Annotated in this window: 10 protein-coding genes; 9 read left to right on the top strand and 1 reads right to left on the bottom strand. The window is 40.2% G+C overall.

The features are described 5' to 3' along the window. Positions 1–85 precede the first annotated feature (85 nt). The 8 genes from dnaE (at position 86) to HPC67_RS07785 (ending at position 10,868) form a co-directional block, all read left to right on the top strand. A complete protein-coding gene (gene dnaE / locus HPC67_RS07820; RefSeq protein ID WP_217586963.1) occupies positions 86–3,436 on the top strand; it encodes a DNA polymerase III subunit alpha in 3,351 nt (1,116 codons plus the stop codon). 167 nt (positions 3,437–3,603) lie between these two features. Beyond that, the gene (gene ystJ / locus HPC67_RS07815; protein WP_246569863.1) at positions 3,604–4,812 is read left to right on the top strand and encodes an NADP-dependent malic enzyme; all 1,209 of its coding nucleotides are present in this window, start codon (positions 3,604–3,606) and stop codon (positions 4,810–4,812) included. Between the two features lie 19 nt (positions 4,813–4,831). Continuing rightward, complete coding sequence (locus HPC67_RS07810; protein ID WP_217586960.1) at positions 4,832–5,461, top strand: FadR/GntR family transcriptional regulator; 630 nt, start codon at positions 4,832–4,834, stop codon at positions 5,459–5,461. A 67-nt stretch (positions 5,462–5,528) separates the two neighbouring features. Next, positions 5,529–6,389, top strand: a complete 861-nt coding sequence (accD, locus tag HPC67_RS07805) for an acetyl-CoA carboxylase, carboxyltransferase subunit beta (protein WP_217586959.1) — start codon at positions 5,529–5,531, stop codon at positions 6,387–6,389. Beyond that, on the top strand, positions 6,386–7,342 hold the full coding sequence (gene accA / locus HPC67_RS07800; RefSeq protein WP_217586958.1) for an acetyl-CoA carboxylase carboxyl transferase subunit alpha: 957 nt from the start codon (positions 6,386–6,388) through the stop codon (positions 7,340–7,342). Before accD ends, accA begins: the two co-directional genes overlap by 4 nt. A gap of 276 nt (positions 7,343–7,618) precedes the next feature. After that, positions 7,619–8,578 (top strand): 6-phosphofructokinase, encoded by a 960-nt coding sequence (gene pfkA, locus HPC67_RS07795; protein ID WP_217586957.1) that lies wholly within the window; start codon positions 7,619–7,621, stop codon positions 8,576–8,578. A gap of 39 nt (positions 8,579–8,617) precedes the next feature. After that, entirely contained in the window at positions 8,618–10,378 is a 1,761-nt protein-coding gene (gene pyk / locus HPC67_RS07790; protein WP_217587085.1) for a pyruvate kinase, read from the top strand. A gap of 103 nt (positions 10,379–10,481) precedes the next feature. Beyond that, positions 10,482–10,868 (top strand): FxsA family protein, encoded by a 387-nt coding sequence (locus tag HPC67_RS07785; RefSeq protein WP_217586956.1) that lies wholly within the window; start codon positions 10,482–10,484, stop codon positions 10,866–10,868. Here the strand turns inward: HPC67_RS07785 and ytvI are convergent. Then, positions 10,856–11,980: a sporulation integral membrane protein YtvI gene (gene ytvI, locus HPC67_RS07780; protein ID WP_217586955.1), complete on the bottom strand. Its 1,125-nt coding sequence runs from the start codon at positions 11,978–11,980 to the stop codon at positions 10,856–10,858. The genes HPC67_RS07785 and ytvI overlap by 13 nt on opposite strands. Positions 11,981–12,219: 239 nt before the next feature. Here ytvI and citZ point away from each other — a divergent pair, with 239 nt between their 5' ends. Next, a complete protein-coding gene (gene citZ / locus HPC67_RS07775) occupies positions 12,220–13,335 on the top strand; it encodes a citrate synthase (protein ID WP_217586953.1) in 1,116 nt (371 codons plus the stop codon). Positions 13,336–13,408 lie beyond the last annotated feature (73 nt).

Here is a 13,408-nt window from a genome sequence, read left to right as displayed (position 1 = left end):
TGATCGGACAGGACGAGATATGAAGATAGGATGCAACCGTGCATATGTTTCGCTATAATGTATATAAGAGAAGAGGTGGGATTATATGAAGTTTACGCACCTACAAGCAGCAAGTGGCTTTAGTATGATGAATAGTACAATGACAGTTGATCATTTAGTCAGTGCTGCCAAGAAAAATGGATTTGACGCGCTAGCTTTAACAGATGAGAATGTGCTCCATGGGGCGGTTACTTTTTATCAAGCATGTCAAAGGCATAATATTAAACCGTTACTAGGTATGACCGTATATATTGATGAAGATGATGAGGGTGTCTGTGCTTGTGTATTACTTGCAAAATCAAATGCAGGATATGATGCGCTCATTAAACTAAGTACCTATATTCAAAACAGCGACAATCGAACACTCACAAAGGAAAAATTATCAACTTTTACGGACCAAATGATTTTGATTGTCCCAGCGTTACACTCATTATTATCTAAACGATTGCTTAATTCATCCTTTGAAGAAATTGATGCATATCTTACGTCATGGCAGAATATCGTTTCTGAAGGTGATTTTTACATAGGTGTTGAAGATCATGGTATGGAAATGGAACGCAAAATCATTGCACCTCTCAAGGCTTATGCAGAAGCTCGCAATGTCAAAGTCGTGGCAATTAATGATGTCCGCTATATCCGTAAGAAGGATGTGATTGCTTACGATTGTCTTCAAGCGATGAAGCACGGAAAAAGGTGGCAGCCTGGAGGCGATATGTCTCATATAAGAGAGCGTCACCTTCGATCTTCTGAAGAAATGGCCATGTTATTTGATAATTGGCCAGAGGTTCTAGAGGCGACTGAAGACATAAAAGAAAGCTGTCACATTGCCTTTAACTTCAACGAACGGAAGCTACCCGCTTTTCCTGTTCCGGTTTCTATGAGTGCTCATGACTATTTGGAACACATATGCCTTAAGCGACTTCCTGAAAGGTATCACACGGTAACAAAAACGATAGAAGACCGTCTCATGTATGAATTAGGTGTTATACAAGAAATGGGTTTTAGTGACTATTTTTTAATTGTTCATGATTTTGTTGCTTACGCAAAGCAAAAAGGTATTCTTGTTGGACCAGGGCGTGGCTCAGCGGCTGGCTCAATCGTTGCGTATGTCCTCAGCATTACTGAGGTAGACCCTGTTAAATATAATTTGTTATTTGAACGATTTTTAAACCCTGAACGCATATCAATGCCGGATATTGACATAGACTTTTCTGATACAAGGCGTGATGAAGTGATTGCCTATGTTAGGGACAAGTACGGCGCAGATCATGTTGCTCAAATTATTACGTTTGGAACGTTTGCTGCTCGTTCGCTTTTACGTGAATTAATTAAAACAATAGGTATTGATCAACAAGATGCTTACTTTATCTTAAACAAGATTCCGGTGCAATCCAATCAATCTATCGTTGCTCATATTCAGGGATCTGAAGAACTGAGCACATACATTCAAACGTCACGTGATCTTAAAACGCTGTTTACTATTGCAACAGTCCTTGAAGGTTTACCTAGGCATGTATCAACCCATGCTGCTGGTGTCGTGATAAGCGAGCAGCCACTTAGTGAGCATGTACCTTTAATATCGAGTGGCGATGGTACGCAGTTAACGCAATATGCCATGAATGATTTAGAACAGCTCGGTTTGTTAAAAATGGATTTTCTCGGTCTACGAAATTTAACTTTAATGGAAAAAATCATCCAAACGATTAAATATAAGACAGGGAAAGATATCTCTCTTCAAAGTATCCCTGACGGTGATCAACAAACTTATCAATTACTTCAATCTGGTATGACGAATGGCGTATTTCAACTTGAATCGAAAGGCATGCAAAATGTACTTCAAAAGCTAAAACCAACTCATTTTGAAGATGTTGTTGCTGTTAATGCGCTTTATCGCCCAGGGCCAATGGACAACATTCCGACCTATATTGCTCGTAAGCACGGAGCTGAAGCGTGTACGTATCCACATCCAGAAGTTGAACCCATTTTGGCGAACACATATGGTGTATTGGTTTATCAAGAGCAAATCATGCTTATTGCCCATAAAATGGCACGTTTTTCACTAGGTGAAGCAGATGTATTAAGACGGGCAGTTAGTAAAAAACAACATCATCTAATGGATGAGCAGCGCGAAAAGTTTGTAGTCGGAAGTGTTCGAAATGGGTATAATCGCGAGGTTGCAGAAGAAATTTTCAGCTGGATTGTAAAGTTTTCTAATTATGGATTTAATCGGAGTCACGCTGTGGCATACAGCAAAATTTCTTATCAGCTTGCTTATTTGAAGGCCCATTACCCGTTGTTCTTTTTTGCGGAATTGCTGAGCTCTGTTTCAAATCAAGAAGAAAAGGTTCATATGTATGTTAATGAAGCAAAACAATTTGGACTATCTGTTCTTCCCCCATCCATTAATAAGAGCTATGGGCGATTTTCTGTTGAAAATAAAGGCATTCGCATCGGATTATTAATGGTTAAAGGCGTCGGGCGCCATGTGGTCAATGATATTATGGATAAGCGTAAAACTGGTGGTCCTTTTAGTGATTTATTCGATTTCTGTCTTCGCGTCCCCGCCAAAATTGCCAATCGTAAGGTTTTGGAGAATTTAATTTTAGCTGGTGTGTTTGATGAGCTACACAACAATCGAGCAAGCTTGTTGGCAAGCATCGATCAGGCTGTTGATCAAGGCGAATTATTTAAAGAATTTCAAGATCAACCAGGGCTTTTCCATGAGAAAATGGGGTTTGAAACGATTTATACAGAGATGGAAGATTTTAGTCCGTTAAAAAAGTTGGCTGATGAAAAGGAATTCTTGGGCATTTACGTTTCTAGCCATCCGTTAACGGCATATCGCCCTACACTTCATATAAATGGCTTTCTTTCGGTGAAAGACCTGAAACGTCAAAGTGATAAACGTGTTATAAAGGCGGCAGTCATTGTCCAGTCCATTAAGGTGATCCGCACAAAACGAGGAGATCCAATGGCTTTTCTAACGTTAAGTGATGAAACAGGTGAAATAGAAGCAGTAGCGTTTCCAAATTTATACCGTGATGTAAATCGGTGGCTTGAAGAGGAAATGATTGTCATGTTTTCTGGTAAGCGAGAAGTTAGAAACAATCAAGTACAAATGATCCTTAATACAATCAGTGTGTTTGAAAGTGAAACACTTAAACAACCAACACAAGTATTTATAAAGCTCGTTGAAACAGATAACACTGAGGCGCTAGCCTTTTTAAGACAAGTCGCACAACGCTATCCGGGGGAGTCTCCGATAATCGTTCATGAAGATAAGCAAAAGAAAACGTACCAATTATCGAATGATTATAAGATTAATCCCACCGATAAAAGCATGCGTGCATTGGAGTCTTATTTCGGGGGAACCCATGTCGTTTTAAGAACGATTTGATGGTAGTTATAGAAAGACAACTGCTTTACATGATAGTGTCATCTGTTATAATAGAGAAGTTAATAGGTGGTCTGACCACCTGGTGTTAATTATAAATGTATGATAGATATAGGATATTAAAAGGAGTGGTGGGGAGCGTGGCAAATTTGCGAGATGAAGCATTGCATATGCATAAAGTACATAAAGGCAAATTGAGCTTACAATCAAAGGTGCCTGTCCGAAATGCCAAAGATTTGAGTCTGGCTTATTCACCTGGTGTCGCTAAGCCTTGCAAGGAGATATACGATCGACGTGAATATGTTTATGACTATACAATGAAGGGAAACATGGTTGCCGTTGTCAGTGATGGTTCTGCTGTGCTAGGTCTAGGGAATATTGGGCCAGAGGCAGCTCTTCCGGTTATGGAAGGGAAAGCCGTATTGTTTAAGAGCTTTGCTGGTGTGGATTCATTTCCAATCTGTCTAGCCTCCCATAATGTTGATGACATTGTCGATGCGGTAAAAATGATGGAGCCAACATTTGGCGGTGTGAATCTAGAAGATATAGCGGCACCGAATTGCTTCATCATTGAGGAAAGATTAAAGAAAGAAACAAATATACCTATTTTTCATGATGATCAGCATGGAACAGCAATTGTAACAGTAGCAGGCCTTATTAATGCACTCAAACTTGTTGGTAAGTCATTCTCTGACATCAAAGTCGTTGCCAATGGGGCTGGTGCAGCAGGAATTGCCATTATAAAACTACTTCACCGCTTTGGTGTTCGTGAGATGATTATGTGTGACTCTAAGGGTGCCATTTATGAAGGTAGGCCTTATGGCATGAATGATGTCAAAGAACGTGTTGCCGAGATGACGAACAAAGACAAAAAAGAAGGACCTTTAGAGGATATGCTTGAAGGTGCAGATGTATTTATTGGTGTATCTGTTGGTGGTCTTTTGACAAAAGATATGGTGAAAACGATGAATGATGATCCAATCATTTTTGCTATGGCAAATCCTGATCCGGAAATTATGCCTGAACATGCAAAAGAAGCAGGTGCCAAAGTTATCGGAACAGGTCGATCAGATTATCCGAACCAAGTGAATAATGTATTAGCATTTCCAGGGATCTTCCGTGGCGCACTAGATGTAAGAGCAACTCGCATTAATGAAAAGATGAAGGTTGCAGCCGCAGAAGCGATTGCATCACTTATCAGTGATGATGAATTGACTGAGGATTATGTCATTCCACGTCCTTTTGATTCGCGTGTAGCCCCTCTCGTTGCATCAAGTGTAGCAAAGGCAGCAATGGATTCAGGCGTCGCGAGGGTAGACGTTTCACCGGAGGAAGTGGCCGAAAAAACAAGACAGCTCACTAAAATTACTGAAGACTAATCACCAAGAGGTGTGACACGTGGCAATATCACCAAGACAAAAAGTTTATCACAGTATTTTAGAGGAATTACGCCGTTTGATTGAACGGGATGATTTAAAGCAAGGCGATCGACTTCCCTCAGAGAGAGAGTTGTCAGATGTACTTGGCGTTGGACGTTCGTCGGTTAGAGAAGCATTAAGGGCTTTGGAACTGCTAGGACTGATTGAAACCCGGCGCGGTGAAGGAACGTATTTGACTGTATATCAGCCTTATCAATCAGTTACGCTCCTATCCACCTTCATTTTGCAGGAAAATAGAACACGCCTTGATTTAGTGGCAGCAAAACAAATTTTAGAAAAAGAATGTGCGAAACTCGCTTGTAAGAGTCTTGATCAAGAAGATATCGTTAAGCTTGAAGCCATTATATCAGCTGACACGTTAACAGCGACAGAAAGGCACACCGCATTTTTTCAGCATATTGCTGATAAAGGCTCCAATCACTTACTGATGAAAATATGGCAATTGATGCAAGGTTTTTCTACGACGCTAGACCGAACTTATTTTGATATTGATTTTTTGGAAAGACTGATGCAATCCTATAAAAACGATGAGTGTGAAATGATAGAGCCATTATTTTCAAAGTCGACCTATGCGATTAAAACGAATTGATATCTTAAACGATCATCACTCATACAAATAAATGATGAACGCCATAAAATGATAAGGAGGGATTGCCTTGCTCAAGGATATATTTGGAAAGAAACGGAAGTATGCGTCAATACCGAGTGAACAAGCAAAAAAGAATATTCCAGAGGGTCTGATGATAAAGTGTAGTCATTGTCATGATATATACTATCGTAAAGAACTGCATAAACAATTAAATGTATGCCCAACATGTGGATACCACCACCGGTTAAGTGCGTGGGACCGCATCAACGGTCTTGTTGATGAGGAATCGTTTGTGGAATGGGATCAAGAACTTGTGTCAACCAATCCCTTAGGGTTTCCTGACTACCTTGAAAAGCTTGAGAAAGACCGCCAAAAAACAGGGCTTAATGAAGGTGTTGTAACAGGGAAAGGGTCCATTGATGGCCTTCCGATGGCTTTAGCTGTTATGGATGCTGGCTTTCGGATGGGGAGCATGGGATCAGTGATTGGCGAGAAAATTGCCCGGGCAATAGAGCGGGCACGTGAACAATCGATTCCGTTCATCATATTTACCGCTTCAGGTGGTGCAAGAATGCAGGAGGGTGTGCTTAGTCTAATGCAAATGTCCAAAACATCAGTTGCGTTAGAGCGGTTCTCTAGAGAAGCAGGACTCTTTATTTCTGTTATGACACATCCTACAACAGGAGGCGTAACGGCAAGCTTTGCGTCACTAGGTGATTATAACTTTGCTGAGCCTGGTGCATTAATCGGGTTTGCTGGTAGGAGAATTATCGAACAGACAACGCGTGAAAAGCTGCCCGATGATTTCCAAACAGCAGAATTCCTGTTAAAGCATGGTCAATTGGATAAAGTCGTGCACAGACATGATCTCCAACAGCTCTTGTCAACATTGATTGCCATGCATCAAAAAGGAGGTCAACCATCGTGAAGCAGGTACTTGATTTTGAAAAACCGATTGTAAACCTCAAAGAAAAAATTACAGAGTTAAAAAATCTAACAGAACATAGTGATATTGATTTAAGTGAAGAAATTACAACGCTTGAAAAGCGCTTAGCCGTTTTAGAAGATGATATTTATGGTAACTTACAACCGTGGGATCGCGTGCAAATGGCAAGACACCAACAACGTCCTACAACGCTTGAGTACATCGAGGAATTGTTTACGGATTTTATTGAATTTCACGGTGACAGGCGGTTTGGCGATGACGCTGCGATCGTTTCTGGCGTCGCTTACTATAAAGGACGTCCAGTGACGGTTATTGGTCATCAAAGAGGAAGAAATACAAAAGAAAATTTAAAGCGCAACTTCGGTATGCCTCATCCTGAAGGCTATCGAAAAGCGTTAAGACATATGAAGCAAGCTGAAAAGTTTAATAGACCCATTATTTGTTTCATTGATACAAAAGGTGCTGATCCCGGAAAAGAGTCTGAGGAGAGAGGTCAAAGTGAAGCGATCGCTAGGAATTTAATGGATATGGCTGGTCTCACTGTGCCAATCATTTGTATCGTAATTGGCGAAGGTGGCAGTGGTGGTGCATTGGCACTTGGTGTTGGTGATAAAATCCATATGCTGGAAAACTCAACTTACTCTGTTATTTCTCCAGAAGGCGCAGCAGCTATTCTATGGAAAGATTCTGGTTTAGCGCGAAAAGCAGCTGAAAGTATGCAAATTACGTCTTATGACTTAAAAAAATTGGGTGTAATAGACACTATCATTCCGGAACCAAAGGGTGGGGCACATAGAGATGTCAAACAACAGGCCATCTATATAGATCAAGTACTTGAGCAATCTATTGACAACCTTGTGAATAAAGATTCCCATACCTTGTTAGAAAACCGTTGGAATAAATATAAAAACATTGGTGATTTTGGCCAAATCTGATAAAATGAACTTAAACGAAGAGGTTGACGACAGTCAGCCTCCTGTTTTTAGAGTTTGTTCAAAATTAACAGCAAAAAATGCTTTTGAGCGCGTCTATTGTTTATGTGCTTGTGAAATGCAGATATGAAAATAGCTATAACGATATCCTGTATGCGTTTAGAGCTTTTTGCTTCTTTTTGAACCTTCTTTTTTAGCCATCATTGTTTATGTTCTCACAAATCAGATGGAGCTTAGTTACGGGAGTAAACACGACAAACTTAAATTGGAGTGGTACAGATGAAAAAAATCGGTGTACTAACCAGTGGCGGGGATGCGCCAGGAATGAATGCAGCAATTCGGGCAGTCGTACGCAAGGCCATTTACCATTCAATGGACGTCTATGGCATTAAATACGGTTATCAGGGATTGATTGACGGTCACATTGAAGAAATGGAAATTGGCTCAGTGGGGGATATTATCCAACGAGGCGGCACCCAGTTGTATTCAGCAAGGTGTAATGAATTTAAAACAGATGCCGGGCAAGAGAAGGCACTGGCTCAACTCAAAAAACACGGAATTGAAGGGCTAATTGTTATCGGTGGTGACGGGAGCTTTCGTGGCGCTCAAAAACTTGCTGATAAAGGCTTTCCGTGCATAGGTGTACCAGGAACAATTGATAATGATATTGCAGGAACAGATTTTACAATTGGGTTCGATACAGCTTTAAATACAATTATCGATGCCATTGATAAAATACGAGACACAGCTACGTCACATGAACGTACATATGTTATCGAGGTAATGGGACGAAATGCTGGTGACTTAGCTTTATGGGCTGGTTTAGCAGACGGGGCTGAAAGTATCTTAATCCCTGAAGCACCAGATGAATTCGACAATGTTTTAGAGCGACTAAAACGTGGACATGCCCGAGGTAAGAAACATAGTATTATTATTTTGGCAGAGGGCGTAGGTAGTGGTATTGAATATGGACAACGGATCGAAGAAGCGACAAATCTTGAAACACGAGTAACTGTTCTTGGACATATTCAACGAGGTGGTTCTCCGACTGCAGCGGATCGTGTACTGGCAAGCCGTCTCGGCGCAAAAGCTGTCGACCTTCTCCGAAATGGTCAATCAGGAAAAATGGTTGGAATTCAAAATAACCAACTGGTTGAACATAATATTACAGATGTCGTTGCTGAAAGAAATGAAATCAACCATGATATGTACAAACTAGCTAATGAACTTTCAATATAGTAACGCTCACAATATATCAGGAGGAATGCCGTCATGACTATGCGTAAAACAAAAATTGTATGTACGATTGGACCAGCATCAGAATCAGTGGAAACATTGGAGAATATGATTGAATCAGGTATGAATGTTGCACGATTGAATTTTTCTCACGGTGATTTTGCTGAACATGAAAATCGCATTCATAACATTCGAACTGCAGCAGAAAAAGCCGGGAAGACTGTTGCGATTCTCCTTGATACAAAGGGGCCTGAAATTCGCACAGGGTCTTTTGTGAATGGGGAAGCGGAATTAGAAGAGGGTCAAACGATATACGTGTCAATGAAGGATATTGAAGGAACTGCAGAACGCTTTTCCGTCACTTATAATGGCTTAATTCATGATGTGTCACCAGGCTCTAAAATATTGCTCGATGACGGTTTAATTGAATTAGAAGTGTTAGCCATTGATCATGATAATCAAGAAATAAAAACAAAGGCGCTTAATTCAGGTCTTATTAAAAATAAAAAAGGTGTCAATGTACCTAACGTTCAAGTCCAGCTACCTGGTATAACTGAAAAAGATCGAGCTGATATTGAATTTGGTATTAAACATAATATTGACTTCATTGCGGCCTCATTCGTCCGCAGACGCTCTGACATACTTGAAATCAAGGAACTTCTTGAAGCACATGATGCGACACATATTCATATTATTCCAAAGATCGAAAACCAAGAAGGTATTGATAATATTGATGAGATTTTAGAAGTCAGTGACGGTTTAATGGTAGCGCGCGGAGATCTCGGAGTCGAAATACCAGCGGAAGATGTACCGCTCGCACAAAAATTTATGATAGAAAAATGTAATAATGTCGGTAAGCCGGTCATTACGGCTACGCAGATGCTTGATTCAATGCAACGTAATCCGCGGCCAACACGTGCTGAAGCTTCAGATGTTGCGAATGCTATTTTTGATGGAACAGACGCCATCATGCTATCTGGTGAAACAGCAGCAGGACACTACCCTGTTGAAGCAGTTACAACAATGAGCAATATCGCGATCAAGGCTGAATCAGGCCTTGACCACAAAATGATTCTGGAAAAACGAGCAAATTCTGTTGATATGACAATTACAGATGCCATTAGTCAATCGGTTACGCGTAATGCGAGAGATCTCGCCGTTAGTGCGCTCATTACGCCGACGGAAAGTGGTCATACAGCGCGAATGATTGCGAAATACCGCCCTAAATGCCCAATTGTTGCTGTCACATCTCATGATTATGTTGCCAGACAACTGTCACTTGCTTGGGGTGTGCATGCGGTTATTGGTAAAAAAGTTCAAACGACCGATGAAATGCTTGATCGGGCCATCGATTGTGGGTTAAGCACAAAGCTTTTCCAAAGAGGTAATCGCGTCATTATTACTGCTGGTGTTCCTGTTGGAGAAAGTGGTACGACCAACTTGATGAAAGTTCACGTAATTGGTGATATTATTGCAAAGGGTCAAGGCATAGGTCTTCGCAGTGCATACGGAAAGGCGACAGTTGTCAAAACAGCTGAAGAAGCCCTCGAAAAAGTAACAGAGGATTCGATTGTGGTCACTTATGGAACGGATCGTGAAATGATGCCTGCCATTGAAAAGGCAAGTGGCATTATTACAGTTGAGGGCGGTCTTACCTCTCACGCGGCCGTTGTCGGTTTAAGTCTTGGAATACCTGTTGTTGTCGGTGTCAAAAATGCCTTTGAGGCTATTAAGGATGGAACCGACATTACAATTGATGGAACAAAAGGTGATATTTATAAAGGACATACGAGTGTCATCTAAAGTTGAAACAAAATCGTGTTAACCCTCGTATATCATATTTAATGTATCGGCGGACCTCCGCCGATTTTTTTCCAATTTTTTATAAAGAAAGGTTTTGGATGACATGCGGTTTATTATTCTTGCTTTATTAATTATACCTGCAATTGAAATAGGGGTGTTCATCTGGGCTGGCGGCATAATTGGTCCGTGGTGGATTGTTGGGTTAATACTGTTAACAGGATTTGTCGGTATTTCAATTGCTAAGCAGCAAGGTACTGATACGTGGCACAGGGCTCAGCAATCAATGATGAATGGACAAACACCAGCTGTTGAAATTATTGATGGCATTTGTATCTTTGCAGGTGCTGTGTTTTTACTAACACCAGGTTTTTTAACTGATATTGTTGGGTTTGTTCTCGTATTACCAATAACCCGCACGCCACTTAACAATATCATCCAACGCTACGTTCAGAAATTGTTAAACAAAGGCGTTATCATTTATCGCAAATAATTGTCCTTACCTTGAATGAATAGCAGTACCCCTTTAAACACGCCTGTTTGATGGAAAGTACTGATGATGATCAGTAAAAAAGGTGTGAGGATGAGCCCTATTAAACCAAAAAGTCTAATACCTACAAACAGACCGACTAAGGCTATGAGTGGATTGATACCGATATGGGTGGAAAGAATTTTCGGCTCAATCACTTGTCTGCCAATGACGATGATCATATATAACAGTGATAATCCAATCGTTAAAGGATATTGAGCGGATAAAAACATATAAATAATCCAAGGAATGAAGACAATGCCTGTACCTACGAGCGGAACAAGATCAACGAGTGCGATTAAAAGTGCAACCGTTAATGCTTGATCGATGTTTAATACAAGTAAACCGATATAAATGGTGGACGCAGACATTACTACGAGAATCATCTGTGCTTTAAAATAGCCTATAAGAGTTTTCGTAAAAGATTGCCATACACGAATGCTTGGTAATTTAACTCTTGATGGAATGCTATTGAACCATATGTGTTTGATATGATACCAGTCATTTGTAATGAAAAATGTTGCTAGAATGATTAAGATTAAAATCGTAATGGACATTGGAAAAAAAGATAACAATGTCGGGATTTTAAGTAATCCGTTTTGAATGAACGTCGTACTAGCAGCTGATGTACTTGATAGAATGTGATCAATTTGATCTTGTATCGCATCTTTTTGTGACGTGTTTAAGGTGTTAAATAAGGAAAGGAATTTTTCATACAATGGTATGATATACGCATGTATCCACTTTTGAATAATGGTGTTAAAAGTTGTAATGTGTTTTGGGATAGATTGGGCTAAATAAGCAGTTCCTTGAACAACTTCTGCAATGAGTATGACGATTCCGCCCATAAAAACAAATAACCCTGTAAAAATGACCAAAGCCGAGGCCACCGCTCTCGGGATGGTCATTTTTTTTTCAATAAACGTTACAATGGGATGAATGAAGGTTGCTAAGAGACACGCAATTAAAAAAGGATATAAGTACATTACTGTCCACTTAGCTACATAAAACCCTGCAATTGCACAAAGAAGGACAGTCGCTGCTCGTATTAACATATTTAAGTGACGTTTCTTCAAAATAACTCACCCCATATCGTCTGAAGCTTGTACTAGTTTATATATGTAAAAAACAGGGAAAATAGACGTAGAGTTGTTTATACAAGCAAAAAAGGTTAGAATAATTTGTTTCGATTCACTTTTTTTATTTAATCTATTATAATGTCGTTGGGGGTGACAATGATTCTTACAGGAATATTGTCTAAAAGAAACATCCTGATTCAATCGTACATAATTACAAGAAAAGGAGAGGGATTGTTATGGCAATGACAAAAGGCTTAGAAGGGGTTGTAGCAACACAATCGGCCATCAGTTCCATTATCGATGACCAATTAACGTATGTAGGGTATCGAATCGATGACCTTGCAGAGCATGCATCTTTTGAAGAAGTTGTTTATTTACTGTGGAATCAAAAATTGCCGACAGCATTAGAGCTAGAAAATTTTAAGACAGAACTAAACGCTGAAATGGATGTACCAGATGCGATTATAGATCACTTACATTCATATGACTTAAAGACTGTTCATCCAATGGCAGCACTTCGCTCAGTTATTTCACTGTTAGGTCTTTATGACGATGAGGCGGATGTGATGGATGACGCAGCGAATAAACGTAAGGCGGTTCGTTTGCAGGCGAAAATGGCGACTGTTGTGACAGCGTTTTCGCGTATTCGCCAAGGAAAGGCTCCGGTGAAACCAAACAAAAATTTGGGTTATGCGGCTAATTTCCTATATATGTTAAACGGTAAAGAAGCAGCAGATATTGAAATAGAAGCGATGAATAAAGCGCTCGTTCTACATGCTGATCATGAGTTAAATGCGTCAACGTTCACTGCTCGTGTCTGTGTCGCAACCTTGTCAGACATTTATTCAGGTGTAACAGCGGCAATTGGTGCTTTGAAAGGACCTTTGCATGGTGGTGCGAACGAACGTGTTATGGCTATGCTGACAGAGATTGGTGAACAAGAAAACGCGATTCCATACATTAAGGAAAAGTTAGCAAACAAAGAAAAGATCATGGGTATGGGCCATCGCGTATACCGTTATGGTGATCCTCGCGCCAAGCATTTAAAAGAAATGTCACGAGAGTTAACGCATATTACTGGCCAGCCAAAATGGTATAACATGTCAGTGGACATAGAAGAATATATTAAAGAAGAAAAAGGCTTGCCGGCAAATGTAGATTTCTACTCTGCATCTGTCTATCATAGTCTCGGAATTGAACATGATTTGTTCACGCCTATCTTTGCGATGAGTCGAGTGGCAGGCTGGTTGGCACATATTCTTGAACAGTATGATAATAACCGATTAATTCGACCACGAGCAGACTACTCAGGTCCACAAACACAAGCGTATGTACCAATTGAAGATCGTTAAATCAAACATCTATTCTATGAATCTATGAGGCTGTTACATCAGTTTAATCTCTTTTGTATCAGCCTTATGTAAT

The organism is Lentibacillus saliphilus (genome assembly GCF_019093865.1).
In the GTDB taxonomy this organism is placed as follows: Bacteria; Bacillota; Bacilli; order Bacillales; family Amphibacillaceae; genus Lentibacillus_B; species Lentibacillus_B saliphilus.
Note: the sequence above shows the minus strand (reverse complement) of the source record. Positions and strands in the feature narration are given on the sequence as shown.

What these genes read in the sequence shown, in the direction of transcription:
- dnaE (WP_217586963.1), top strand. Translation starts at nt 86, where the DNA reads ATGAAGTTTACGCACCTACAAGCAGCAAGTGGCTTTAGTATGATGAAT.
- ystJ (WP_246569863.1), top strand. Translation starts at nt 3,604, where the DNA reads ATGCATAAAGTACATAAAGGCAAATTGAGCTTACAATCAAAGGTGCCT.
- pfkA (WP_217586957.1), top strand. Translation starts at nt 7,619, where the DNA reads ATGAAAAAAATCGGTGTACTAACCAGTGGCGGGGATGCGCCAGGAATG.
- pyk (WP_217587085.1), top strand. Translation starts at nt 8,618, where the DNA reads ATGCGTAAAACAAAAATTGTATGTACGATTGGACCAGCATCAGAATCA.
- HPC67_RS07785 (WP_217586956.1), top strand. Translation starts at nt 10,482, where the DNA reads ATGCGGTTTATTATTCTTGCTTTATTAATTATACCTGCAATTGAAATA.
- citZ (WP_217586953.1), top strand. Translation starts at nt 12,220, where the DNA reads ATGGCAATGACAAAAGGCTTAGAAGGGGTTGTAGCAACACAATCGGCC.